This window comes from Desulfonatronum lacustre DSM 10312 (assembly GCF_000519265.1).
Taxonomy (GTDB): domain Bacteria; phylum Desulfobacterota; class Desulfovibrionia; order Desulfovibrionales; family Desulfonatronaceae; genus Desulfonatronum; species Desulfonatronum lacustre.
This window is the reverse complement of record NZ_KI912608.1, coordinates 1,483,582-1,506,750: the sequence shown is the minus strand read 5'-3', so window position 1 is coordinate 1,506,750 and position 23,169 is coordinate 1,483,582. Positions and strand designations below refer to the sequence as shown.

Sequence of the window (23,169 nt, the reverse complement as noted above, 5' to 3'; positions counted from 1 at the left end):
AGGAAGGTGATTGAGTTATAGCAAGCAGGATGCCAAACTCATATTTTCGGCAATTTTGGGTTAAGCGAACAAGCTCTTCGAGCCGAAAACCCTGTCCTGGCCTCCTTCTCCCGGATCAACGCTTCGTCCCTTCGACCCCTTGGAGTCAGGTCGCGGATCGAAAAATTTGGTCAAAGGCGTACAAAAAATTATACCCTAGAATTGAACGGCGCGGTTTCCGGTAAATTCTGGTTCAAAAAATTCAACCGACCTCCCAGCCGACCTGTTGAAGCTGCTCCAAACTGATTGCTCCCAAGCGAAAAATCTTCAAGCGTCCGTCGGGCAGAATACGGACAACGGTGGAAGGCGCTCCTCCGGCCGGATAGGGTGGTTGCTTGAGGATCATGCCTTTGATGGAATTCGACTCGTCTTGGCTTGATGGTGGTGACGGCGAGGAACATGCTTCGAGGAAGAGGGTCGCTGTCAGTTTCGGATCCAGGTGCTCCGGGCGGGAGGCCGCGGATTGGCCGCTGGTGTTGGCGCTGGTGGCCGTCAGCGGGGTGGAGCTCTGGACGGCCAGGGCCTGGGCCGTGGGGTGGGAGGTCCAGCGCACGGCGATGAAGCCGTTGTGGTCCTGCAAAAGCGGCGACAGTCCGACCCGGGCCGGAACAAGAATACTCAAGGGACCGGGCCAGAAATCGCGGATCAGTCGGTCAAGAAGGGCGTCGCGATGGTCCGTGACCATGGCCAATTGCTCCGGTGCGCCGATGAGCACGGGCAACGGCTTGCCCTGGGGCCGACCCTTGGCTCGGAAGACCCGCTGGACGGCGTCCTCGGATCGAATGTCCGCGCCCAGGGCGTAGAGGGTTTCGGTGGGATAGACGACCAGTTCCCCTTGGGTGATGGCTTTTGCCGCCAGGATGAGTTCCCGCTGACGGTGTTGCCCGTTCACTTTCGAGTTCATCGGGTCATCCAGGAGCAAACCAACTCCTCCATTTCCTCGGAATCAAAACTGGGCCGGTCGTAACAGCCACGGGCTTGGCGCTGCCGCCAAGCCTCGTAGAGGATCACGGCCGCGGCCACGGAGACGTTCAGACTCTGGATCATGCCCTGCATGGGGATGAACAGGTTGTCCGGGATCAGGGCGTCCAGGGCCGGGTCCTGGCCGCGGTGCTCGTTGCCCAGGAGAATGGCCGTGGGGCCGGTGAAGTCCCACTCCGGGAGCGGTTTGGCGTCAACGGTCAGGTTGGTGCCGATGATCTGGTAGCCCTGGGCGCGGAGTCCGTTGATCATGGTCGCGGCGTCATGGTGCCGAACCCGGTCCACCCATTTCTTGGCTGAGGCCGAGGAGCGCTTGCCCACCAGGGGAAAAGATTCGCGGGTATAGTACAACTGCACGCCGTGCACCCCGAAAGCGTCGCAACTGCGCAGGATGGCGGAGACGTTGTGCGGGTCGTGAATGTTGTTCAGGATCAGGGTCAGATCTTTCTGTCGTTTGGCCAGGACTTCCCGGATCCTGTGGACGCGTTGTTCAGTGATGGAGGTTCTCATGGTCGTGGTTAGTTCACCAGGGCTGCGTGTCGCCTTCCAGAATGACCACCGCCGCGGCGGTGTCCCGACCGTGGGTCAGGCTGAGGTGGACGCGATGCGCCCCGAGCCTGGCGGCGGCGTCTTGGGCCGCGCCGGAGAATTTCAGCTCCGGTTGACCGGAAGAGCGTGAGGAAACTTCGATTTGTTGGAACGTGATGCCGTGACGGAATCCGGTGCCCAGGGCCTTGACCGCGGCCTCCTTGGCCGCGAACCGGGACGCCAGATAGGGAACCGGTGGTCCGGCATGGGCCCTTGATAGATGGGTTTGTTCGGTTTCCGTAAGCACGCGCCGGGAAAACGTTTCGCCGAAACGTTCCCAGATTCTTCGGATCCGGTCCAGTTCCACCACGTCCAGCCCCAGGCCGACTATGGGCATGGGGCTTTCCGCGGCTTGTTTTGTGAAGACGGCATGGTTCCGGTTTTCAGGCGGAAAAGGTCTGGATGATGTCCGTCATTTCGCGAACCGCTTGGCGCAGGCCGACATGAATAGCCCTGGCCATGATGCTGTGACCGATGGAGTATTCCTTGATGCCGGGCGCTTGGGCAAAGGGCAGGACATTGGTGTAGTTCAGGCCGTGGCCGAGGTTGACCTTCAGCCCGATGTCCTGGGCGAGTTGGATGCCGTGGAGGATTTTGGTCAGTTCGGCTTCGCGTTGTCCCCGGTTCGGCGCATCCGCGTAATGGCCGGTATGGATTTCAATGTACTCCGCGCCAATAGCCTTGGCGGCCTGGATCTGTTCCGGGTCCGCGTCGATGAACAGGCTGGAGAGAATCCCGGCGGCGTGGATGTCCGTCAGGTAGTCCCGGAGGTTCTGTTCTCGACCGATCAGGTTCAGTCCGCCCTCTGTGGTCAGTTCTTCCCGTTTTTCCGGGACGAGGCAGACCATGTGGGGATGAGTGGCCAGGGCAATGGCATGCATTTCCTTGGTGGCGGCCATTTCCAGGTGCAGGTTGGTCTGCACGGTTTCCTTGAGCAGGGCCAGATCCCGGTCCTGGATGTGCCGACGGTCCTCGCGCAGATGGACGATGATCCCGTGGGCTCCGCCCAATTCAGCCAAATGGGCGGCGGTGACCGGGTCGGGTTCGCGGCCCATCCGGGCTTGGCGCAGGGTGGCGACATGGTCGACGTTGACGACGAGAACGGGCATGGATCGTGGTCTCCTTATCTGGTGCTATTTTGAAATGGGGCGAAAAAAAACGCCGTGTCCATGGTTGTCGATATGCCAGGGGGTATTGCAATTTAGTCCAAAAGGACATGGTTGGTAAAGTGGCAGGATACCAAACCTCAGGGCAGATTTGTTCTCGATCCCCACCCGCTAACTGAATCGAAATCGAAATCGTAATCGAACATCGTAATCACAAGGTGATGCACAGCATAATTCCGATTTCGATTTCGATCGCGATTTGGATTTTGATGAGGTAACCGCGGTCAGGGGTCATTTTTTTCGCTTCTGCCTTGCCTTTGCCAAATATTTTTGTTTCGTCTTGGCATACCGTGCGGTGGTCCAGAGCGCGGCGACGACTCCGCTGATGAGAATCATGAGCATGCTTACGGTACGTTGGACCTGCCATCGTTGAGTCGTCATCCACTCCGTGGCCCAGACGGAGCCGGACTCCTGGATCGCGTACAACAGGGCCGGAACCGCGATGATTGAAGCCAGCAATCCGAACATGGCCAGCCAAAGGAACGTTTTACTTAAAAACAAGAAAAAGAGTGCCCCTTCTCTGAGGATTACCAAACTTCTCATGCGCTTGCCCATCCTGTCCAGGATGTCGCCCGCCTCTTTCATTTCCATGGTGGCTTGCCGAAAGGAACTGCCGTTGCTCAGATCCGACTTGGCAATGCGCTGAAGAATACGGCCTGCCTGGTTATAATCGCGGTTGATTTTGCTGATCAGTTTTGGAAAAGGGAAATAGGCGATTTCATCAAAAATGGCGCCAGCCCGTTCAATATTGTTCTGGGCTTCCTTTTTTAAGGAAGCTACGGCCTCCTTGATCTCACGGTCAGTTTCCTTATGCAGTTTTTCGGTGACTTCGGCTAGTTTGGTGAAGGACACATAGTTTTCCACTTGGCTGTTTTTCTGAAGGGTCGCGGCACGTTCCTCAGTATCCTTGCGAAACTGGTTATCCGGTCCGAACCACGTCTCCAGTTTCGAGCAAAGTTGCTTGAGCGCGTCCTGCTCTTTTTCGGCTTTTTGTATGGTCGCCGTCCATGGACCGGCCAGGGCCGAAAGCAAGAAGGAGCGCCCACGCTCAAGCTCGTGGTCGAAGAGAATGCGGTTGAAAATGTGCGGCTCCTGGATGATCAGGTCGACGAAAATTGTCCAGGCTTGATCCAGGAAGCCTTTTTTCGTGAGGCAAACCGCCTGGCGATAGCGGGGCTCCAGCCATTTTGGGGAATAGCGCAGGGAGTCTGAATATGTTTCATGGGCTTGGTCGTATGTCCCTTGGATCTCGAGCAGCCGTGCCTTGAGAAACAGCAAGTACCCTTGTTGCAACGGGGTATAGCACAGGTTCCGAGCATTTTTCCAATGTCCCTCGGCCTGGCGTGGATTTCCCGTCTCCAAGGCGATGAATCCCAGCAGAACATGAGGTTGGTAGTTTTTCGACGTTCGCAGGATGGCCTGCTGCATCATGCGCTCGGCTTGGGAATAGTTGCGTGAGCGGGTGTTTTCCAAGGCCGACCAGACGTATTCGCCCTCAGGCGGGGAGAGTTGGCGCAGTCCGTCAGGCAATTCCTTGCCGCGGCTGCGCCAAACCATGCGCATCATCCGGTGCTGAGTCGGGCAATTGATTTCAAAAACAGCTTTGAGAAAAGTATGTTCCGGTCCCTCGGCCAGCAGCAGTTCCGGCATGGCGGCAAGCTCTCCGTTGCCGACGGTTTTGTCTAGGGTTTTGACGGCCTTGGCCAGCTCCTTGATGTCCATGACCCCGACTTTGTCCCAGACTCCCGGTTCCGCGTTGAAGATCTGTCGACTGGGGCAATTTGACGATTCGTGAGATTTCATGCCGCAATAAAAGCAGGGCGCTTTTTTTCCGGCGGACAGGGAAGCTGAGGCCGGAAAATCCACCCTGCGTCGTTCAGGGGAATCGTGGTCGGAAAGACCGAGTTGGCAAAGAGAATCCAGAGGCAGGTCGCCCGCCGCATCCAAGAAAGTAATCGCGAATTCGTCGCGCAGCAGAAGTCCCGTGCTGAGGGGGAGATGAGGGGTGTCCGGGGCGAGGCGGTCCCAAGTGATCGGGATTTTGGTCGGCAGTTCGTCGTTGAAGTTCAGGCCTTGGGACTGAACGGCGCAGTAAAGGCAAGGCCAGTAGGCGTCCGGTTCGTCGGATTTGTGATGCGCGATGGTCGCCAGAATTTCTCGAATCCAGGAAGAGAGTTGGTTCAGCCCGTCGATTTTAAAGAAGAGCAAGTTGTCTTGATAGATGTAGCGGATGCCCAGACGGTCCAGAATGGTCTTCAGGCGCATGTAGAAATTTTTCCAACGCAGAACGTAGTTTTCGCTTTCCTTGTCCTGCATGGGCTTGATGAAAAAAAACCATCCAAGATCCGCGTCCAAGGAAAAGCCGGGATCAACCTTGATGGCATGCCAGTTGATGGGCGTCATCCCGAACATCGGCGGGCGTTGTTCGACTCCCAGACCGGGGAAGGTGGAAACGTGACTGATCAAGTCCGGATGGACCCAGACGTCGAAGGACTCCCCTGGAGTGATTTTTTGCTCCGCGAGTTGGTTGGAGATGCTTAACGAGAGTTCGCTGTTTGATTCTCCCAAGATCAGTTTGGCCGGCAATACCTGGCTCAGTACCGGTTCGGGGTGGACCTTGGTCCAGAGCAGCATTCGCGCCAGAGCCGGAAAAACCTGGGAGTTTGGAAAGTACCACAGACTTTGATTGGAGCCGATGCTGATCTTGATTCCGCCGAAGCGCGTCAAGGTCTGGTGAGTGGTGCTGCCGGCCTTGTTACGCCAGAGCACCCAGACGCCGAACCCAGACAGCACCAGACGAGGGTTGGTTACTTTGGGCAGACTTTTCAAGATATCGGAAAGCAGATACATGACTTCCTCGGGAGAATCGGCGGTTTTGATTCCGCTTTATGTTCAGATGACAGAAGCAGCCCGGGCATGCCCGGGATCGAAATCGATATCGAAATCGGTATCGCCGTCATTCAATGACGCGCTTGTTCTTCTCGATTTCGATTTCGATTTCTATACCGATTTCGATTCCAGAGCCAAGACCTGATACCGCCATTTGAAGGCAAAACAGATGGGCGGAGCCGTTGTCGTCAACTCATAAATGAAGGATGGGAGCATGGATATCAGCAAGGCCATCGGGCAATTGAAACAGGAACCCGGATTCGTGGACAACGTCGGCATGGTGCTCGTGCATAACGGTACTGTTCGTAGCTGGTCCAGAAAGGACAAGCAACAGGTCCAGGCCTTGGAAGTAACCCCGGATCAGGAAAAAATTCAGGAACTGGTCCGGGAATTTTCCGCCAAACCGGGCATTTTTCGAATCGTGGTGGAGGCCAGGTCCGGACTGTTCCAGCCCGGCGACGATCTGCTGTTCATTATCGTGGCCGGGGACGTGCGCGAGCACGTCAAGCCCGTTCTTTCAGAGCTTTTGGAGCGAATCAAGGCCGAGGGCGTCAGCAAGCGGGAGATTCCAGCCACGGGCTGAGCCACAGCTTGATCCGTTCAGCCTCCTCAGGCTTGTCGTGCTTGAGGCAGCCGCTGATGTAGACCCGTGCCTTTGCTCGGAGTTCCCGGATCGTGGCCAAGCGTTGCAGCGAGGAGAGGACCTGGGTTCGCAGCAGCTTGACCAGAGCCTGGATCCGGAAGAGATCCAGGCCGATGATTTTTCTGGAGAGTTGGTCCGGATGGCCGCCGGTCTTGTGGACCAGCTTTTCAGGGCAGAAGCCCACGGGATGGCGGATCAGCGTACGTAGCCAGAGATCGTAATCCTCACAGGCCGGGAGTGCAGGGTCGAAGGGCCCGACCTCTTCCCAGAACCGGCGGTCGAACAGTACGCAGGACGGGCTGATCAGGCACAGCTTCAGGGCGTCTTCAAAAAACCAGCCTTCGGGTTTGGCATGTTTGACCATGGGGTTGACCCGACGTCCTCGGCGAATCCAGATTTCGTCGGTCTGGGAAATGCGCCAGCCTCCGGCTTCATGGTAGGCAAGGTGGGTCGCCAGTTTTTCCGGCAACCACCAGTCATCCGAATCCAGCAGCGCCAGGTATTCGCCCTGGGCCACCGTCAGCCCCGTGTTGCGAGCAGCGGAAACGCCTTGGTTTTGATCGTGGCGCAGAATCCGCACTCTCGGATCCCGGATTTCGCGCAGCGCCGTCGGGATTCCTTCCGTACTCCCGTCGTCCACCACCAATACTTCCAATCCCCTCCAGGGGCTGTGACGGCCGCGCTGGGCCAGTACGGAGCGGACCGCCCGGAGGATCTGCTCCGAGCGGTTGAAGACCGGAATGACGATGGAAACCAGCACGACGCCTTCACCGGACTCAGCGCGGGCGGGAAGCCGAGTCTTGGTCAGTCGAGTTTTGGCCCGAGGGCTGGAAGTGGGGGCAGCGCATGGAGTTCGGCGGTTGACCTCAGGGCTCTGCGTCAGCAACCGGCTGCTTCCAGCCGGAGAGGAAGAAGCGCGCTTCGATGGGGCCTACGGGAGAGACCAGTTGGACTCTGACGTCCTGTCGGCCTTCCGGGGGGAGGGTCGAGGACAAGCGAGGGGAGGCGTCGATGTCGCCCTTGCGCATCCCGGCCTGGGCGACCTGGATGCCCTGCTTGTTCAGCAGGTGAACGAAGTAGCGTTTGACAATGGTGAAGAAGAGCCTGTTTCGGCCCTGGCAGCGCAGATCACAATGAACATCCGCTTCGGAAACCGCCAGTTTCGCCGCGATTTTCAGGGCGTTGCGTTCGCTGAGGCTGGTGGCCATGGCGACCCAGGTTCCGTCGATGGTCTCCAGCCAGACCAGAAACGTCCAGGAGAGATCGGTGAGAGGCGGCTTGTTAAGGCCCGCGATGGTCGTGGGGGAGTGGGCGAATCGCAGAAAAGTCCGGTGCAGGGCCTCAATTCCAGCGACGATCACTGAGGATTGAGGCAGAGAGCGCAACCCGGCCTCGATTTTGCGTTGGCGGTCCTCTGCATGGAGATTATATGCGTTCAGCAATCGCCCCAGGTCGGAAGCGGTCAGGTGGCCCAGTTCCACCAGGGCTTCGCCGATATGGGTGGTGGCCACGATTTGAGAAAAAAGAAGGTCGTCCAATTGCTTCGGGGTCAGGAAATTTTTCCGCAAAGCGATCACGCCGAAGGGCAAGTCCAAGAGTTTTTGTTCTCTGGTCGTCTCCTGAATCTGATCTTCACTCAGATAACCCCGAGAAAGGGCCAGTTCGCCAAGCAACTGGTTGTGCCGTTCCTGCAAAGCCAGGGCCTCTTGGAGTTGGGCCTCGGTGATGATCCCGGCCTGAAGCAGGTACTGGCCGAAGAAAATGGGGTTTGGGTTCGCCGCCGGTGTTCGGGTCATAGAAATTTGTAAGTTTTGGTAGGTTTGGGGGTGTTCGAAGCTTTTGGAGAGGACGAGCCGATGCGTTTTTCCAGAAACGTCTTGAATTTTCGGGCTTCGGTCAGGTTTGGGTTCATGGCCAGAGCCTTGTCGACGAATTTTAAGGCCAAGGTCGGGCGATCTTTTTCATAAAACGTGCGAGCCATGTTGAAGATCAGGTTTTCGTCCTCGCCGCTGATGATCCTGGCTTTGGCGTAGTACTTCAGGGCCTGGGGGTACATCTTGTTCTTGCGCAGGGAGATGCCGAACTGGTTGAACATGTGCTTGTGTCGCGGTTCAAAGGCCGCCTCCAGGCGAACCAGGCGACGAAACACGATGGCCCCTCGCTGGGTGTCGCCTCGGGCCAGATAGGACAGGCCGAGTCCGAAGGTGGCCCGGATGTTTTCCTCGTCGATGCGCAGGGCGGTCTTGAACTCCATTTCCGCGCTGAAGGTTTCGTTGTTGCGCAGATGCCGTTCGCCGCGGGCCACGGACTTTTCCACGGTGCGCATCATGGGGAAGACCTTGGAAAGGTAGACGTCCGGCTCGGGCAGGTAGTTTTTGAGCAGATTCTCTCGGGTGATCACCTTGGCCGTTCCCGTGGGAACGAAATGGGCGTTCAGGGATTGGATGGAAATATTGCCGTCTTCTTCCTCAACGGCAAAGACCAGAACGTTTTGACTGATTTTCTTTTTGGTGTGCCCAAAACCCACGGTGATGCGGGAGGTGGTGGAAAAGACCCCCTTGATGCGGACGTCCTGAGAAGGGGGAGGGGTGACTGGTGTCGGATGGTATTGCATTGCTGAAGGAAATAGGAAAAAAGTTGATGTGTCGCCTCGCACGGGTTTCTTTTTGTAGTTGGCAACAGCGGGGGACGCAAGCGGTCGGAGAAGGAAAGCAGGGTGGATTTGGTCTTAATGGCCACTGAGTCGAAGATTGATCGGAATCGAATGCGGTTTTGATTGCGATTTCGATAAAAAGCAGCCAAGCGATAGTCAAAAAGGGGCGAGGATATGAGCGACGTCATCCTGGTAACCGGCGGGGCCGGGTATATCGGCAGCCAGACCTGCAAGGCCCTGGCCGCGGCCGGATATCGACCGGTGACCTTGGACAACCTGGTTTACGGCCATGAGTGGGCCGTGCGCTGGGGAGAACTGGTCAAGGGGGACATCCTGGACGGGGCCGTTCTTGACGCGTTGTTCGCGACTCATGCGCCCAAGGCGGTGATCCACTTCGCGGCCTATGCCTATGTGGGCGAGTCCGTGACCGATCCCCAAAAATATTACCGCAACAACGTTGCCGGGTCGCTCAGCTTGCTGGAGGCCATGCTCCGACATGGTTGTCGGCGGATCGTCTTTTCCAGCACCTGCGCCACCTACGGCGAACCATTGGAGATTCCCATTCCCGAGTCCCATCCCCAGCATCCGGTCAACCCCTATGGCTGGAGCAAGCTGATGATCGAACAAATGCTCCGGGACTTCGACGCGGCCTATGGTCTGCGTCACGTGGCCCTGCGCTACTTTAACGCGGCCGGAGCCGATCCGGACGGTGAACTGGGTGAGGAGCACGATCCGGAGACCCACCTGATCCCGCTGGCCGTGCTCGCGGCCCAGGGCAAGCGCGGGCCGTTGTCCGTTTTTGGCCGGGATTATCCGACTCCGGACGGGACGGCGATTCGGGATTATATCCATGTCGCCGATCTGGCTCGGGCCCATGTGGCCGCGTTGCGATTCCTGCTGGACGAGGATCGCAGCGAGGCGTTCAATCTGGGAACCGGCTCGGGGCACAGTGTACGTCAGGTCGTGGACATGGTCCGGGAAGTGGGCGGACGAGAGGTGCCGACTCTGGACGCCCCCCGGCGGGCCGGAGACCCTCCGGCCCTGGTGGCCGTGGCGGACAAGGCCCGGGCCGTTTTGGGATGGGAACCGAGCCTTCCTCGATTGGAGGACATTGTCCGGACGGCCTGGGACTGGCACGCCGGACCACGATGATTGCACGCCGTTCGGGCCGGGAACCGTCCTCCTTTGGGAATGCCGTCGAATCATGATCCTGACCCACCGCCCCGCCGCTGAAAGCGACCTCCACGCCATTTGCTCATTCCCACGCAACGAGGACGAGCTGTTCTTCGCGTATCCCAAGGCCACGTATCCGTTGACGCCGCCTCAACTGCTGGAGGCCGTCCGTCAACGCTCGGATTCCACGGTGGTGGAGGATAACGGAAACGTCGTCGCGTTCGCCAATTTTTATCGCTGGGAAACGGAAGGATGCTGTTCCATCGGCAACGTCATCGTCTCCCCGACGGCGCGAGGAAAGGGCGTGGGTCGGTACCTCGTTGAGCGAATGATTGACCTTGCTTTCACGAAATACAGGGCGGCCGAGGTGACGGTATCGTGCTTCAACCGCAACGTTGCCGGGTTGTTGCTGTATCCCCGGCTGGAATTCCAACCCTATGCCGTGGAGGAACGACGTGATAAGAGTGGGAGCCGGGTCGCGCTGATTCATATGCGACTGCGCGCCCCGGGCAGTCCGTCATAAGTACTGCCAGTTCTACTTGGGCAATGCGTTATTTACTTGAGAGAATGCAGATATCGGGGTCGGTATCGGTATCCGAATCGGGATCGAATGAGAATTATTGGCGAACAAACAGTATCGATCCCGATACCGATACCGATACCGACGCCGACCCCGATTCGGACCTCGATTCTGATACCGAAAGAGAAGCTTTGAATTGGAAATGGGATAACAGACAAAACAGGAGACAATCATGAGTGTATGTTCCGTGGTTATTATGGGAGCCAACGGCAGGATGGGCGCGACGTTGGCCCGGTTGGCGCGAGAGGATTCGGAACTGACTCTGGCCGGAGTGGTGGAACGTCCGGGACATGAGCAGGGCTTGGAAGCGCACGGTTGCGTGCATGGCGACAGTCTGGAGCAGGTGCTGGACGGGCTGGGAGACGCGGTGGTCATCGACTTTACCGCGCCGGAAGCCTCGGTGGTTACGGCCAAGACCGTGGCCAAGACCGGGCATCGGGCCGTGATCGGGACCACGGGCATGACCCGGGAGCAAACCGAGGAACTGCGTGAGGCGGCCAAGGCCGCGCCGGTGCTCTGGGCCCCGAACATGAGCGTGGGTGTGAACGTGCTGTTGCGCATCCTGCCCCAGCTCGTGGCCCTGCTGGGTCCGGCCTACGACCTGGAACTGATGGAAATTCACCACAAGGCCAAGAAGGACGCGCCCAGCGGCACCGCGGTCAAATTGGCCCAGTGTCTGGCCGAGGCCAAAGGCTGGGAGTACGACACGGTCAAGCAGTGCTGCCGGGAGGGCATCATCGGCGCTCGTCCGGCCGAGGAGATCGGCGTGCAGACCTTGCGCGGCGGGGATGTGGTCGGAGATCACACGGTCTATTTTTTCGGCCCCGGGGAGCGGATCGAGATCACCCACCGCGCCCATTCCCGAGAAACCTTCGCCCAGGGCGCGCTGCGGGCCGCCAAGTGGTTGTCCGGTCAACAGCCCGGCAAGCTCTACGCCATCGCGGACATGCTGGATACGGCGTTGTAGGACTTGGCATCAGGAAGCGTCAGGTTTTCAGAAGCAGATCCGCCACGGCGCCCAAGTCCGGTGCCAGAATGTCCGGATGGTCCGGGATTGTCAGCGGGTGCAGGGCCACGGCCTTTGCGAGCGGATGCGGCAGGCCCAGGTCCTGGTCTATCGCCGTTTGTCGGCCGTGGCCCGTGAGTACCAGGGCCGCGGCGGCCAGGCCCGCGGATCGCGCGAAGCGGATGTCCGCCACCTTGTCGCCGATCATGATGGTCCGGGCCGGGTCGAGACCGTGCGTGGCCCGCAGTTCCTCCCACAGGCCGGGCAGAGGCTTGCGGCAGACGCAGCCGTCATCCGGGCCGTGGGGGCACATCACGGTGGCCGTGAGTTCCACGCCCTCTTCGCTCAGAAGTTGGAGCAAGCGCCCCTGCACGGCTTCATATTGGGCAAGGGAAAAATAGCCCCGCCCGATGCCGGATTGGTTGGTGACCAGAAAAAGGCGTCGTCCGGAGTCCATCAGGGCGCGCAGGGCCGGACCGGCTCCGGGAATGAGTTGGACGCCGTCCGGGGCGGCCAGATAATGGCGCTCTTCGATGACCGTGCCGTCGCGGTCCAGAAGGATGTTGTGGATTTGTTCGTACATGGATTGTCGCTTCATTGGTTGTAGTGCGTCGGGTTTGGTAATTTGGAATGCGGATGTTTCGTTGATCACCCATCAACGATCAACCGTCAATCTTCAACGAGCGGGACGCAAAACGCTGTTTTGCGCTTCGCTCACGTCAGGATGGCGCGATGTTCGAGTTGCTGTTGGTGGTCGGTCTGGCGACCTTGGTTTCGGGGCTGTGCTCGTTGTCCGAGGCCGTGCTCTATTCCGTTCCCTGGAGCCATCTGGAGCAGATGCGCAAGAGCGGAAAAAAGAGCGGCGTGCTGCTCTTTGACCTCCGGAATAATGTCGAGCGGCCCATCGCCGCGATCCTGACCCTGAACACCGTGGCCAATACGGCCGGGGCGGCTGTGGCCGGGGCTTTCGCCGCCGCGCTCTTCGGCACGGAGAGTCTGATCTATTTTTCCGCCGTCTTCACGATGATCATCCTGGTCTTCGCCGAGATCCTTCCTAAAACCATGGGCGTGATGTACAATCGGCAACTTGCCGGTTTCCTGGCCCAGCCTTTATGTTTTCTGGTGGTGCTGTTCAGCCCGGTGATCTGGCTGATGGACCGGATAACCCGATTGATCGGGCGGAAAAAAGCCGGACCAGAGGCCACGGAAGACGACCTGCGGGCCGTGATCAGCCTGACCCGAAAGGCCGGGGTCATCAAACATTATGAGGAGATGTCCATCCGCAACATCTTGTCCCTGGACACCAAGATGGTCAAGGATATCATGACCCCGCGCACGGTGATTTTCTCCTTTCCGGTTGAACTGAGCGTGGGCGAGGCCAGAACGTTGAAGACCGTGTGGCCGCACAGTCGTATTCCGGTCTACGAGGACGAGGACCAGGAAGATATCGTGGGAATCGTGTATCGGCGTGAATTACTGGAAGCCCTGGCCAATGACCAGGACGATCTGGTGCTGGGCAGGTTGATGAAGCCGGTTCAGTTCGTTCTGGAATCCATTACCCTGGACAAGCTGTTGGTGCGCTTTCTGGAGTCTCGGATGCACCTGTTCATTGTCCTGGATGAATATGGAGGCTTGGTCGGACTGGTAACCCTGGAAGATGTGCTGGAGGAGATCCTGGGCAGCGAGATCGTGGACGAGACCGACCAGGTCGTGGACATGCGCGAGCTGGCCCGGCAGCGACGCAGTCAACTGGTGGCGAAAAAGACGACGTCCCAGGCGTCATGATGGGAGGAACGCCCGAGCTTCGCGGCTTGCGGCGGCTTCCAGCACCGTGACGATCCGTTGGGTGTAGAGGTGTTTTGTCAGGATGTGGTCGCGCCATGCGTGTTTGAGGTGGCCGGCCAGGGGCGGATCGTCGTCCAAGCGACGAATACGATCGTGCAGGGACGTTTGAGTCGTGAAGGTGACTTCCCGAATTAGCTCCGGGTCGAAGATCGCCAAGCCGGGGGTGTGGTCCGTGAGCAGGAAGCCTCCCGCGGCCCAGACGTCGAAGTTGCGCTGGGTCAGGCCGTGGGGCAGGAGCAGGCTGGTCAGGTTCAGGGTGACACGGGCCTGGCGATAGATTTGAGCCAGGGGGCCGTAGTAGTCCACTTCCGGGCGGACGTCGCTCTTTTCAAGCAGGTCGTTCCAGCCCGCGTCTCCGAATACGGTCAGATTTCCATCCCGGCCCGCTGCCTGAAGATAAGCCGCGCGGCGACGTCGGCTGAACTCCTCGGCGGCGAACCCCACCTGGCGCGCCGCTTGTCCCGGCCATAAGGCCGGGAAGCGCAATTGTTTCCACCACCAGGAAAAGTCCGGACGCCCGCCCTGGGCCATAAAGGCCGCGGCCCTTGGCTCCAGATTTTCCGGAACCGCGCAACCGGCGAAAAAGCGCTCTTTTCCCGGAAAGGCCGAGCGTCCGACGAACACGACCCTTCGGTGGAGTTCGGACCAGTCTTCCTTCGAAGGAGAAGGTGTTGCCGGATGGAGAAAATGTTCGGCCGCGGCCAGAGGTAAATGAGCGACTTGGGTCGCGCCTTGTTCCAGCAGGCGGGGAATGAACCAGTCGTCCGTGACGAACAACCGGCATTGTTTCCAATAGGCCGAGCGCAGCCCGGTCAGCAGGTGAAACGGATTGTCCACGCACCAGACGCAGACCTGAACCCCGGCGTGCCGAAGCAGGGCGTGGTTTTGGCCCTGAGGGTCCAGCCCCTGGAAATTGACGCTGAAGAACAGGTCCGGCCGCTCCTCCTTCAGTCGTCCGAGCGTTTCCCGAGGCGACATGGATTCCGGTACCAACCGTACGGTCAAGCCCTGGGAGGTGAAGGCCCGGGTCAGTTCGCGGGCCAACAACCTGTGCTCGGAAGCGGGCAGCCAGGCGAGGTTTTTGTCCTGGGCGGTCGGAGGCGAAAGGCGTCGCAGGGCGATCCGGGCCAGGGCCGGGGACCAGAAATCCGGGAAAAGGGTCAGTCCCGGCCCGTAGAACAGGATGGTCCTGGAGATCAGGTCCGGATCGTCCAGGTCGTGGAGGGTGACGGGCCGCCACCGGGCGGGTAGGGCGGCTCGGTGACCGGAGGGCGCCTGGTGTTGCATTTGGCGTTGCAGCTCCGGGCACTCCAGGTAGGCCACGTCGCCTTGATCTCGAAGCATGTCCACGACAACGTCCGGGTCCGGCCCGATGCCCAGCAGGAGAACGCCGGAGTTTGCGGCCCCGTCTCCAGCGTAGAGTATCCGATACTGCTTTGGATCACCGGGAAGGGATTTGCGGCGTCCGAACTGGTCCAGGACCTGAATGCGTTGAGGGCGTGTCTTTCGGTCTTGCGTCGGTTTGCCGGTCATTGGGGGCGCTTGGCTCCGGAGCGGGTTTCGGGTAGGCTGCCCGGCGGAAACAGAGGTGGGCAGGATGAAAACGTATCGGGATCACTACTTTCAACGGGCCAAGCAGGACAACTACCCGGCCCGTTCGGTGTACAAGCTCAAGGAAGCGGACAAACGGTTCAAGCTGTTGCGTCCCGGTCAAAAGGTGCTGGATCTGGGCGCGTCGCCGGGGTCGTGGTCGCTGTACGCCGCCGGGAAAGTCGGTCCCTCGGGCCGTTTGCTGGCCCTGGACCTGAACCCGCTGACCATCGACCTGCCCGAACAGGCGCTGTTCATGCAGGGCGACGTTTTCGACGAGTCCGGGGACGGCTATCGCCTGATCCTGGAAACGGCCCCGTTCGACGTGGTGCTCAGCGACATGGCGCCCCGCACCACGGGCGTCAAGTTCGCGGACCAGGCCCGCTCCCTGGACCTGGCCGATCAGGCCCTTGCACTGTGTAAAGCTTGCCTGATAAAGGGCGGCTCGTTCGTGGTCAAGTTCTTCGAAGCCCAGGAAGCCAAGCAATTGTTGGATGAAATGCGGACCGTCTTTTCGCGGGTGCAAGGCTTCAAACCCAAAAGCTCCCGGGCGGAAAGCAAGGAAATGTTCTACATTGCCACCGGGAAGAAGTAGGCGGCCTTTCGTGACATCTCAAGATTTTTTGCAGCTATCCCAGGGCATTTTTGTCCTTTCACTACGGGCGCTCTGAATCGTGATCGAAATCGTGATTGAAATCGATTTCTGGTAACTTTCCGATTTCGATAGTGATTTCGATTTGGATGATTGCTGGCCCCCCTTGGATGTTTTCTTTGAACATGCTGCAATCTACAGCTTTGAAATTATAGAGGTTTTGCAGAGAGCAAAGCGGGCTTGGCAGCTACCCGGCAGACTTCATTCCACAAATCAATCGATTAGAGAAGGATACTCCATGGCAGGACACAGCAAGTGGAAGAACATCCAGGCCCGCAAGTCCGTGCAGGACAAGAAGCGGGGCAAGGTATTCACCAAGGTGACCAAGGAAATCATGCTCGCGGCCAGGCAGGGCGGCGGTGATCCGGACAGCAACGCCCGGTTGCGAACGGCCATTTCCGCGGCCAAGGCCGTTAACCTGCCCAAGGACAAGATCGACACGGCCTTGAAAAAAGGAACCGGCGAACTGGGCGGCGAGGCCCTGGACGAGATCACCTACGAGGGCTACGGGCCGGGCGGGGTAGCTATTCTCGTGGACGCGGCCACGGACAACCGCAACCGGACCGTGGCGGACGTGCGGCACATCTTTTCCAAGAACGGCGGGAACCTGGGCGAATCCGGCTGTGTGGGCTGGATGTTCGACAAGAAGGGCCTGTTCACCTTCAACCGGGCCGACCATACCGACGAACAGCTGCTGGAGATCGGGCTGGAAGCCGGGGTGGAGGACATCCGCGAAGATGGCGACGTCTGGGAGGTCAGCACGTCTCAGGAGCATTTTCAGGCCGTGCAGGAGGCTTTTGCCGCGGCCGGACTGACCCCGCTCAGCGAAGAAGTGACCATGGTCCCGCAGAATCTGGTTCCGGTGGACGTGGAGACCGGACGCAAGGTCATCCGGCTGATGGATCTCCTGGAAGACTACGACGACGTTCAGAACGTCCACGTCAACTGTGACTTTCCGGAAGAATTAATGCAGGATGAATAGCCGACCAAGGGCGATTCCCGTGTCGGATCAGGAGGAATGGGATTGATCGTCCTGGGGATCGATCCCGGATCGCGGATCACCGGGTACGGATTGATCCGCGAGGTTTCCGGCCGGCTTTCCCTGGTCGACGCCGGGACTATCCGGACCATCGCGGACGCTGGGATGGATGTTCGCCTGGGCCAGATTTTTTTTGGACTCGTGGAGATTATCTCCCAGCACCGGCCCGCCAACAGCGCCATTGAGAACGTGTTCCAGGCCCGCAACCCGTCTTCCGCGCTCAAGCTCGGTCAGGCCAGGGGCGTGGCCATCGCGGCCTGCGCCCAGGGACGGGTTCCGGTGTTCAGTTACGAGCCGACCATGATCAAGAAGAGCATCGTGGGCGTGGGCCGGGCGGAAAAATCCCAGGTGGCCTTCATGGTGGCGCGGCTTCTGGGAGTGTCCAAGCCGGACTGGGCCGTGGACGCCAGCGACGCCCTGGCCGTGGCCATCTGTCACGTCAACCAGCAGCGCTTTTTGCGTCTGGCCGACGGGAGTCGAGTTCATGGCTGAATCCCATACTCTTCATCCCCGCGAAGGCGGGCATCCAGATCATGCTTGCCCGGCTACTGAGCAGTTCGCGGTTGCCGCCTCCCTCGGCGGTTTCTTCGTCATTTTTTTCTTCTTTTCACCCGTTCGAGGCATTCATGATCGGATACCTGCAAGGCCGGGTTCTGCAAAAAGTTCCTAAGGGCTGCATTCTGGCCACCTCCGGAGGGGTGGGATACGCCCTGGTTTTGCCGGTGCGGGAGATTCAAAATCTACCCGCCCCTGGAGACGAGGCCGCCTATTTCGTCTACACGCTGGTCCGTGAGGACGCCCTGGAACTGTATGGCTTCGCGACCTGGGAAGAGCGGGCCGCCTTTGAGGTCATGCTGAGCATTTCCAAGCTGGGTCCGAAAACCGCTCTGGCGATCCTCTCCCACTTCGACCTGGCCTCCCTGCGGGAAACCGTGGCCAAGCAGGACGGCTATTCCCTGGCCAAGGTTCCGGGCATCGGCCAGAAGACCGCTCAGCGCATTCTCCTGGAACTGCAAGACAAACTGAAGATCCTGCCCGCGGCTCCGCGCCAAGCCGAAGCGGCTTCCGGCCCATCCTGGGTTCGGGGCGACATCCTGGCCGGGTTGGTCAACCTTGGCTACTGCGAAGCCGAAGTCGCTCCGCTGGTGGACGCGGCCTTGCGGGACGAACCGGACCTGGCTCCCGGCGAGGTGATTCGGGTTGTGCTGAAAGGGATGGCGTCCAAGAAATGAATTCGAGATCAACCCGAAACAACGGTGAAGGCTCCCGAACCGTTTTGCAATGGTTCCGGGGCGACTATGGAGAGGCGCGGCAGACGCGCAAAGAAGCACTATGACCCAGGCTCAAGCCTTGCCCCAAACGTTGCCCGTTGAAGAGACCATCCGTCCGAAGCGACTGGATGACTTCATTGGGCAGGACGATCTGCGGGCTAATTTGCGGGTTTTCCTGCAGGCGGCCCGGGATCGCGGACAGGCCTTGGACCACACTTTGTTTTACGGTCCTCCGGGGCTTGGCAAGACCACCCTGGCCCAGATCATGGCCAACGAACTGGGGGTGAATCTTGTGACCACATCCGGTCCGGTTCTGGAGCGCAGTGGGGACTTGGCCGCCATCGTGACCAATCTGGGGCGTCAGGATCTGCTGTTCATCGATGAAATTCACCGCATGCCGGCCAGCGTGGAGGAGATTCTCTATCCGGCCATGGAGGATTTCAAGCTGGATCTGATCATCGGTCAAGGGCCGGGCGCGCGTACCGTGAAGATCGATCTGGAACCCTTCACCCTGGTCGGGGCCACGACCCGCCTCGGATTACTGACCTCTCCGCTGCGGGATCGCTTCGGCGTGATTTCCCGGCTGAATTTTTACAACGAGGCGGAGCTGGCAACCATCATCCGGCGGGCCGCGGCCCTGCTGTCCGCGACGATCACCGACGACGGCGCATTGGAGATCGGCCGCCGCGCCCGGGGTACGCCCCGGATCGCCAACCGCCTGCTGCGTCGGGTTTGGGATTTCGCTTCGGTGCAGGGCGGCATTCAAATCGACGCCCGGTTAGCCCAGGAGGCCCTGGGCCGGATGGACGTGGACGCCCATGGCCTGGATCAGATGGACCGGCGCATCCTCAGCGCTCTGATCAAGCAGTTCCAGGGCGGTCCGGTGGGGGTCAAGACCCTGGCCGTGGCCTGCTCCGAAGAGGTCCGGACCATCGAGGACATCTACGAGCCGTACCTGATCCAATGCGGGTTCATCAAACGCACGGCCCGCGGCCGCGTAGCCACGGCCCAGGCTTTCGCCCACCTCAAGGAACGCGTCCCTCAAGCCTTCGCCGCTCGTGAGCAGGGAACGCTGGATTTTGAATAAAGGAAATTCATGTCTCAAGCCCGACTTAACGTCCGCCTACTGTCCATGACCCCCGACGCGTTGTCCGTGATCTACGCCGCGTTTCGGCAGTGTTACAGCCCTGGGTATGTGGGTGAGCTTTGGCCGAGGCTGGTGGGTGGGGAGGTGGATGTCGCGGAGCAGGCCCGTTTCGTCGCGGACGTGATGGAGTCCGGCCATCACAGCCCGGTGGAGCACGTCAGCTTCACCTTTGCCGTGGAAGGGGTTTCCCGGGCCTTGACCCACCAACTGGTGCGTCACCGGCTGGCCTCCTATTCCCAGCAAAGCCAGCGCTACGTGAACGAGAGCGGGTTCGAATACGTTCTGCCGCCCCAGATCGCCAAGATTCCGGAAGCCAGGGAATTGTTCGAGGAATTCATGGCCCGGACCGCCCAGACCTACGGGCGCTTGCGGGAACTGCTCCAGGCCCATGGCCGCAAGGGGGCCAAGGCCAACGAGGATGCCCGGTTCGTTCTGCCCCAGGCCGCGGAGAGCAAAATCGTCCTGACCATGAACTGCCGCAGCCTGCTGCACTTCTTCGCCCTGCGGTGCTGCGAGCGCGCTCAGTGGGAAATTCGGGCCATGGCCAAGAAAATGCTGGTCATTTGCCAAGAGCAGTTGCCGGTCGTGTTCCAGCACGCCGGGGCACGCTGCGTCGGTCTGGGATACTGTCCTGAAGGGGAGCGCTTTACCTGCGGCCGCTACCCGTTGCAGCCGAAGCCGTCTCAATCCGGCGGATAATCACTCCCCTCGTTCTTCGCCTTCGTTCCGATCGTCCTTCCCTGCGAGAGTTTTTTCCGCGCAGTGTTGATCCACGGCGTTGACCGGTCCCAGCAAGTAGCGCAACTGGGCTACGGATCGTCCCGTCCGCCTAGCCAGTTCCTGGAGAGCTTCGAATTCCGGCCGTTCGTATCGTTCACCTTCCATTCCCACTTGCTTGACCGGCAACGCGCCCATGGGCGTCTCGGCAACGACCTCGCGCCGGGCCAGGACGACCCGTTCCAGGCGTTGGCGACGTACGCCCAGGGTTAGTGTCTGCCGAAAAACGGCTTGCTGCACGGCGGCGGCGTGTTTTGGTCGGCAGAGCACCTGAAGCTGCCCGCCTGGACGATTTTTCTTCATCATTCCCGGAAGAAACAGAACATCCAGCGCACCGGCCTGGAATAACGCCTCGAAACAGCCCCCCAATTCCTCTCCGGTCAGATGGTCGATGTTCGTGGAGAACTGGACGATCTCTTCCGTGCGCTCCAATCCCGCGTTCGGCAATCCTTTCCCATTGCCTGAAAGGGAAGGGGAGTAGAGCAGGCAGCGCAAAGCGTTGGGCTGGGCGGGCAAGTCCATGGTGCCGAGCCCGATGCCGCATTGCAGCAGTGTGCCCTGAGGCCCGGGACGAAATTCGTCCACCAGTTGGTCCACAAGCAACGCCCCGGTGGGGGTGATCAACTCCATTGTGTGGTCCGTGCTGAAAACGGGTTTACCGTGGAGCAATTCCACCACCGCCGGGGCGGGCAAAGGCAAGAGGCCGTGGGCGCAGCGCACCTGGCCTCGAAACCAGGGCAGCGGTCCGGCATGAACGGTGGTTATTTCCAACTCGTGCAGTCCCCAGAAGGTCCCGACAACATCGACCACGGTATCCACGGCGCCGACTTCATGAAAATGGATGACCGACGGATCAACGCCGTGAACCTTGGCCTCCACTTCGGCCAGCCGCTCAAAGGCCCGCCTGGCGCGTCGGCCCACATCCGGAGGCAGGGCCAAGCCGTCCAGAAGCTCCAGGATTTCCGGGAGACGGCGCAACGGCTGCGTGGCATTCGACCGTATTTCCAATCGTTTCCCGGCAAGTCCGCACCGGACATCGTGCACCGTGCGCAGGTCTACGTCCATTCCGGCCTGGTGAAAAATCCGTTCCAGGTCGGTGATGCCCAATCCAAGATCAATCAAACCGGCGAGCAGCATATCACCGCTGATCCCGCTGGGGCAGTCTAAATACAGTGCTTTCATGGTTTCCTTTCCAAGGCTGAACTGGTATGTCTTTTCATGCGGTTGATGTCGGTCTTTCGGCCCGTGGCGGGCGCGACGCGCAGTCCGTGAAACAACGGCGTCCCGACGACACGGATCTCAATGTCTCATCTTCCAAGGAGGAACTATCCATGCTGATCAGTGACTGGATGACCAGGGAGGTCATTTCCGTGGAACCGGACGTCTCTATGATGAAGGTTTCCAAGATCATGAAGGAAAAGCGCATCCGACGCCTTCCCGTGGTGGATGCCGACAAGAAATTGCTCGGCATCGTCACGGACCGGGATATCAAGGAAGCCTCGCCGTCCAAGGCCACCACCCTTGACATCCACGAGCTGTACTATCTCCTTTCGGAGATCAAGGTCAAAGACATCATGACCAAAAAGCCCTTCACCGTCCTGCCGGAGGACACCATCGAACGAGCGGCCCTGGTCATGATGGAAAAAAGGGTCGGCGGCCTACCCGTGGTCGACGCTCAGGGCAAGATTGCCGGGATCATTACGGAGAGCGACATCTTCAAGGTGCTGATTGCCATAACCGGAGCGCATTTCGGTGGAGTTCTGCTGGCGTTCAAGCTGCCCAACACTGAGGGCAGTCTCAAGGAAGTGCTCGAAGCGTTGCGCCACGAACAGGCTCGGATCATCAGCATCCTGACCTCTTACGGTCAGCAGGAGGAAGAAGGCTATCGACAGGTGTACGTCCGGATTCAAGACCTTGAAAAGAACGTCCTGGACGCCTTGTTGGAGAAATTGAAACAATTCGAATTGTTGTACTGGGCTAGGGAAAATCTGCATCCCGTAAAATAGATGCGGAGATCACGGGCGCTCCGACGGCTTTGATGCGGGGCGTGAGTTGTTGGAGGCCAGGAAAGGGCAAAACTCCAGCGCCTCGGCGGTGGTTCGATGGACGACGTGTCCAGCTGGAGAGCGGTCGCGGTGATACAAAATCAAGGGGGCCTCGACGGACAAACCAGGGTTGCCCCCTTTTCTGGTTTCCAGCAAAAGCAAGGAAGCCGGTTTGTTTTGGTGGGGATGGACCAGGCGCAGGCGTTTCGGTGCGAGCTTGGCGGCCGCGAGATGGCCGAGGAGCCGTGGGAGATGCTCCGGCAGATGGACCATGTAGAGCCGCCCCCTGGTCGCCAAGGCCAGTGACGCCGCTTTAAGGAAGTCCTCAATGCGTGTGCCGGTTTCAAACATCGCGGATTGTTTTGCCGGGTTGGACGGCATGCGTCCATGGCCGACCGGCCGATATGGAGGATTGCAGAGCGCTGCGTCAAAGCTGCCGGGTCGGAATCCCGGAATTTCGTTCATGGCCGCGACGTTGCCGATAACCGGAGTGAAGCGGGTCCCGAAATCGAGCTTCTCGGTATTGGCTTGGGCCGCGGCGACCATCTCTCGGTTGCTGTCTACCCCGAGAACATGAAACGATTCCCCTGGGGAACGCTCTTTCGGATCAATAAGGAGGAGGCCCAGGCTGATCACGCCGCACCCGGTCCCCAGGTCGATGACCTTTCGATGTTGGCGACCGGCCGCGAAACAGGCAAGCAAAAGGGCGTCGATGGAAAATCGAAAGCCTTGCTTCGGCTGGACCAGTCCTCGCGGAAAGGAGCGACGATGCGGATTGGGGTCGTCTTGGAAGCTCATGGAGTCTTGCCTGCTTTCCGCGAAATCGAAATGGGCGGCTCGCTGGATCGGTATTCAAGAACCACGGTAATGCTAGGAACAGCTTGGGTGAGCGTGTCCTATGAGTGTGCCTGGTGAGTATGTCTGCTGAGTGCGTCCGGCGAAAATCAAAAAGGGCAGAGAAGATAGCTCCTCTGCCCCTTGAAGTTCTGGTGGAGACGGGGGGATTCGAACCCCCGGCCTCTGCCTTGCGAAGGCAGCGCTCTCCCAACTGAGCCACGCCCCCTGTTCGAAAGAAGAGTAGCCTA

At 59.5% G+C, this 23,169-nt stretch carries 23 protein-coding genes, 1 tRNA gene and 1 pseudogene; 12 read left to right on the top strand and 13 right to left on the bottom strand.

What is annotated here, in order from left to right; genetic code table 11:
• Positions 1-241: 241 nt before the first annotated feature.
• The 5 genes from DESLA_RS0107115 to DESLA_RS0107090 all read right to left on the bottom strand — a co-directional run bounded on the left by DESLA_RS0107115 (position 242) and on the right by DESLA_RS0107090 (position 5,624).
• The gene (locus tag DESLA_RS0107115; RefSeq protein ID WP_051434861.1) at positions 242-943 is read right to left on the bottom strand and encodes an L-threonylcarbamoyladenylate synthase; all 702 of its coding nucleotides are present in this window, start codon (positions 941-943) and stop codon (positions 242-244) included.
• Positions 940-1,530, bottom strand: coding sequence for a TrmH family RNA methyltransferase (locus DESLA_RS0107110; RefSeq protein WP_028571908.1), 591 nt, complete (start codon positions 1,528-1,530; stop codon positions 940-942). The genes DESLA_RS0107115 and DESLA_RS0107110 overlap by 4 nt, the downstream gene beginning before the upstream one ends.
• 13 nt (positions 1,531-1,543) lie before the next feature.
• A complete protein-coding gene (locus DESLA_RS0107105; RefSeq protein ID WP_028571907.1) occupies positions 1,544-1,945 on the bottom strand; it encodes a holo-[acyl-carrier-protein] synthase in 402 nt (133 codons plus the stop codon).
• Positions 1,946-1,991: 46 nt separating this feature from the next.
• On the bottom strand, positions 1,992-2,717 hold the full coding sequence (locus DESLA_RS0107100; RefSeq protein ID WP_028571906.1) for a pyridoxine 5'-phosphate synthase: 726 nt from the start codon (positions 2,715-2,717) through the stop codon (positions 1,992-1,994).
• A gap of 288 nt (positions 2,718-3,005) precedes the next feature.
• On the bottom strand, positions 3,006-5,624 hold the full coding sequence (locus tag DESLA_RS0107090) for a tetratricopeptide repeat protein (protein ID WP_028571905.1): 2,619 nt from the start codon (positions 5,622-5,624) through the stop codon (positions 3,006-3,008).
• 253 nt (positions 5,625-5,877) lie between these two features.
• On the opposite strand from DESLA_RS0107090, the gene DESLA_RS0107085 reads away from it, so the two are divergent.
• Positions 5,878-6,246: a molybdenum cofactor biosynthesis protein MoaE gene (locus DESLA_RS0107085; protein WP_028571904.1), complete on the top strand. Its 369-nt coding sequence runs from the start codon at positions 5,878-5,880 to the stop codon at positions 6,244-6,246.
• Here DESLA_RS0107085 and DESLA_RS19275 read toward each other — a convergent pair.
• The 3 genes from DESLA_RS19275 to DESLA_RS19265 all read right to left on the bottom strand — a co-directional run bounded on the left by DESLA_RS19275 (position 6,215) and on the right by DESLA_RS19265 (position 8,920).
• Positions 6,215-7,066, bottom strand: a complete 852-nt coding sequence (locus DESLA_RS19275) for a glycosyltransferase family 2 protein (RefSeq protein ID WP_051434860.1) — start codon at positions 7,064-7,066, stop codon at positions 6,215-6,217. The two genes, DESLA_RS0107085 and DESLA_RS19275, sit on opposite strands and share 32 nt — an antisense overlap.
• Before the next feature lie 106 nt (positions 7,067-7,172).
• A complete protein-coding gene (locus DESLA_RS21600; RefSeq protein ID WP_028571903.1) occupies positions 7,173-8,102 on the bottom strand; it encodes a cyclic di-GMP-binding domain-containing protein, MshE-related in 930 nt (309 codons plus the stop codon).
• Positions 8,099-8,920: a tetratricopeptide repeat protein gene (locus DESLA_RS19265; RefSeq protein WP_051434469.1), complete on the bottom strand. Its 822-nt coding sequence runs from the start codon at positions 8,918-8,920 to the stop codon at positions 8,099-8,101. Before DESLA_RS19265 ends, DESLA_RS21600 begins: the two co-directional genes overlap by 4 nt.
• 213 nt (positions 8,921-9,133) lie before the next feature.
• Between DESLA_RS19265 and galE the strand changes: the two genes are divergently transcribed.
• The 3 genes from galE (at position 9,134) to dapB (ending at position 11,679) form a co-directional block, all read left to right on the top strand.
• A complete protein-coding gene (galE, locus tag DESLA_RS0107065; RefSeq protein WP_028571902.1) occupies positions 9,134-10,111 on the top strand; it encodes a UDP-glucose 4-epimerase GalE in 978 nt (325 codons plus the stop codon).
• A 52-nt stretch (positions 10,112-10,163) separates the two neighbouring features.
• Positions 10,164-10,655 carry a GNAT family N-acetyltransferase gene (locus DESLA_RS0107060; protein ID WP_028571901.1) on the top strand — a complete coding sequence of 164 codons (492 nt, stop codon included), beginning with the start codon at positions 10,164-10,166 and terminating at the stop codon, positions 10,653-10,655.
• Between the two features lie 229 nt (positions 10,656-10,884).
• On the top strand, positions 10,885-11,679 hold the full coding sequence (gene dapB / locus DESLA_RS0107055; RefSeq protein WP_028571900.1) for a 4-hydroxy-tetrahydrodipicolinate reductase: 795 nt from the start codon (positions 10,885-10,887) through the stop codon (positions 11,677-11,679).
• 19 nt (positions 11,680-11,698) lie between these two features.
• Here dapB and DESLA_RS19260 read toward each other — a convergent pair whose 3' ends face one another.
• Positions 11,699-12,301: an HAD-IIIA family hydrolase gene (locus DESLA_RS19260; RefSeq protein ID WP_035261487.1), complete on the bottom strand. Its 603-nt coding sequence runs from the start codon at positions 12,299-12,301 to the stop codon at positions 11,699-11,701.
• A gap of 149 nt (positions 12,302-12,450) precedes the next feature.
• Here DESLA_RS19260 and DESLA_RS0107045 point away from each other — a divergent pair, with 149 nt between their 5' ends.
• The gene (locus DESLA_RS0107045; RefSeq protein WP_028571899.1) at positions 12,451-13,503 is read left to right on the top strand and encodes a hemolysin family protein; all 1,053 of its coding nucleotides are present in this window, start codon (positions 12,451-12,453) and stop codon (positions 13,501-13,503) included.
• Here the strand turns inward: DESLA_RS0107045 and DESLA_RS19255 are convergent.
• Entirely contained in the window at positions 13,498-15,096 is a 1,599-nt protein-coding gene (locus tag DESLA_RS19255) for a glycosyltransferase family protein (protein WP_051434468.1), read from the bottom strand. The genes DESLA_RS0107045 and DESLA_RS19255 overlap by 6 nt on opposite strands.
• Before the next feature lie 64 nt (positions 15,097-15,160).
• On the opposite strand from DESLA_RS19255, the gene DESLA_RS0107035 reads away from it, so the two are divergent.
• From DESLA_RS0107035 to thyX, 6 genes are all read left to right on the top strand, one after another.
• Entirely contained in the window at positions 15,161-15,748 is a 588-nt protein-coding gene (locus DESLA_RS0107035) for an RlmE family RNA methyltransferase (protein WP_028571898.1), read from the top strand.
• Between the two features lie 295 nt (positions 15,749-16,043).
• Positions 16,044-16,787: a YebC/PmpR family DNA-binding transcriptional regulator gene (locus DESLA_RS0107030; RefSeq protein ID WP_028571897.1), complete on the top strand. Its 744-nt coding sequence runs from the start codon at positions 16,044-16,046 to the stop codon at positions 16,785-16,787.
• Positions 16,788-16,823: 36 nt separating this feature from the next.
• Positions 16,824-17,336 carry a crossover junction endodeoxyribonuclease RuvC gene (gene ruvC / locus DESLA_RS0107025; protein WP_028571896.1) on the top strand — a complete coding sequence of 171 codons (513 nt, stop codon included), beginning with the start codon at positions 16,824-16,826 and terminating at the stop codon, positions 17,334-17,336.
• A gap of 134 nt (positions 17,337-17,470) precedes the next feature.
• Positions 17,471-18,076, top strand: coding sequence for a Holliday junction branch migration protein RuvA (ruvA, locus tag DESLA_RS0107020; RefSeq protein WP_028571895.1), 606 nt, complete (start codon positions 17,471-17,473; stop codon positions 18,074-18,076).
• A gap of 100 nt (positions 18,077-18,176) precedes the next feature.
• Complete coding sequence (gene ruvB, locus DESLA_RS19250) at positions 18,177-19,202, top strand: Holliday junction branch migration DNA helicase RuvB (protein ID WP_051434467.1); 1,026 nt, start codon at positions 18,177-18,179, stop codon at positions 19,200-19,202.
• A 9-nt stretch (positions 19,203-19,211) separates the two neighbouring features.
• Positions 19,212-19,961, top strand: a complete 750-nt coding sequence (gene thyX / locus DESLA_RS0107010; RefSeq protein ID WP_028571894.1) for an FAD-dependent thymidylate synthase — start codon at positions 19,212-19,214, stop codon at positions 19,959-19,961.
• Here thyX and larC read toward each other — a convergent pair whose 3' ends face one another.
• Complete coding sequence (gene larC, locus DESLA_RS19245; RefSeq protein ID WP_084031947.1) at positions 19,962-21,221, bottom strand: nickel pincer cofactor biosynthesis protein LarC; 1,260 nt, start codon at positions 21,219-21,221, stop codon at positions 19,962-19,964.
• Between the two features lie 26 nt (positions 21,222-21,247).
• On the opposite strand from larC, the pseudogene DESLA_RS23775 reads away from it, so the two are divergent.
• Positions 21,248-21,754, top strand: a pseudogene (locus DESLA_RS23775) (CBS domain-containing protein); the annotation flags it as partial.
• Positions 21,755-22,054: 300 nt separating this feature from the next.
• On the opposite strand, the gene DESLA_RS0106995 reads toward DESLA_RS23775, so the two are convergent.
• Complete coding sequence (locus DESLA_RS0106995) at positions 22,055-22,882, bottom strand: tRNA1(Val) (adenine(37)-N6)-methyltransferase (protein ID WP_028571892.1); 828 nt, start codon at positions 22,880-22,882, stop codon at positions 22,055-22,057.
• A 189-nt stretch (positions 22,883-23,071) separates the two neighbouring features.
• Positions 23,072-23,147 (bottom strand) — tRNA-Ala (locus tag DESLA_RS0106990).
• Positions 23,148-23,169 lie beyond the last annotated feature (22 nt).

Excerpts from the sequence above, each read along its gene's own strand:
- DESLA_RS0107115 (WP_051434861.1), bottom strand. The coding sequence starts at position 943 with ATGAACTCGAAAGTGAACGGGCAACACCGTCAGCGGGAACTCATCCTG.
- DESLA_RS0107110 (WP_028571908.1), bottom strand. The coding sequence starts at position 1,530 with ATGAGAACCTCCATCACTGAACAACGCGTCCACAGGATCCGGGAAGTC.
- DESLA_RS0107105 (WP_028571907.1), bottom strand. The coding sequence starts at position 1,945 with ATGCCCATAGTCGGCCTGGGGCTGGACGTGGTGGAACTGGACCGGATC.
- DESLA_RS0107100 (WP_028571906.1), bottom strand. The coding sequence starts at position 2,717 with ATGCCCGTTCTCGTCGTCAACGTCGACCATGTCGCCACCCTGCGCCAA.
- DESLA_RS0107090 (WP_028571905.1), bottom strand. The coding sequence starts at position 5,624 with ATGTATCTGCTTTCCGATATCTTGAAAAGTCTGCCCAAAGTAACCAAC.
- DESLA_RS0107085 (WP_028571904.1), top strand. The coding sequence starts at position 5,878 with ATGGATATCAGCAAGGCCATCGGGCAATTGAAACAGGAACCCGGATTC.
- DESLA_RS21600 (WP_028571903.1), bottom strand. The coding sequence starts at position 8,102 with ATGACCCGAACACCGGCGGCGAACCCAAACCCCATTTTCTTCGGCCAG.
- DESLA_RS19265 (WP_051434469.1), bottom strand. The coding sequence starts at position 8,920 with ATGCAATACCATCCGACACCAGTCACCCCTCCCCCTTCTCAGGACGTC.
- galE (WP_028571902.1), top strand. The coding sequence starts at position 9,134 with ATGAGCGACGTCATCCTGGTAACCGGCGGGGCCGGGTATATCGGCAGC.
- DESLA_RS0107060 (WP_028571901.1), top strand. The coding sequence starts at position 10,164 with ATGATCCTGACCCACCGCCCCGCCGCTGAAAGCGACCTCCACGCCATT.
- dapB (WP_028571900.1), top strand. The coding sequence starts at position 10,885 with ATGAGTGTATGTTCCGTGGTTATTATGGGAGCCAACGGCAGGATGGGC.
- DESLA_RS19260 (WP_035261487.1), bottom strand. The coding sequence starts at position 12,301 with ATGTACGAACAAATCCACAACATCCTTCTGGACCGCGACGGCACGGTC.
- DESLA_RS0107045 (WP_028571899.1), top strand. The coding sequence starts at position 12,451 with ATGTTCGAGTTGCTGTTGGTGGTCGGTCTGGCGACCTTGGTTTCGGGG.
- DESLA_RS19255 (WP_051434468.1), bottom strand. The coding sequence starts at position 15,096 with ATGACCGGCAAACCGACGCAAGACCGAAAGACACGCCCTCAACGCATT.
- DESLA_RS0107035 (WP_028571898.1), top strand. The coding sequence starts at position 15,161 with ATGAAAACGTATCGGGATCACTACTTTCAACGGGCCAAGCAGGACAAC.
- DESLA_RS0107030 (WP_028571897.1), top strand. The coding sequence starts at position 16,044 with ATGGCAGGACACAGCAAGTGGAAGAACATCCAGGCCCGCAAGTCCGTG.
- ruvC (WP_028571896.1), top strand. The coding sequence starts at position 16,824 with ATGGGATTGATCGTCCTGGGGATCGATCCCGGATCGCGGATCACCGGG.
- ruvA (WP_028571895.1), top strand. The coding sequence starts at position 17,471 with ATGATCGGATACCTGCAAGGCCGGGTTCTGCAAAAAGTTCCTAAGGGC.
- ruvB (WP_051434467.1), top strand. The coding sequence starts at position 18,177 with ATGACCCAGGCTCAAGCCTTGCCCCAAACGTTGCCCGTTGAAGAGACC.
- thyX (WP_028571894.1), top strand. The coding sequence starts at position 19,212 with ATGTCTCAAGCCCGACTTAACGTCCGCCTACTGTCCATGACCCCCGAC.
- larC (WP_084031947.1), bottom strand. The coding sequence starts at position 21,221 with ATGAAAGCACTGTATTTAGACTGCCCCAGCGGGATCAGCGGTGATATG.
- DESLA_RS0106995 (WP_028571892.1), bottom strand. The coding sequence starts at position 22,882 with ATGAGCTTCCAAGACGACCCCAATCCGCATCGTCGCTCCTTTCCGCGA.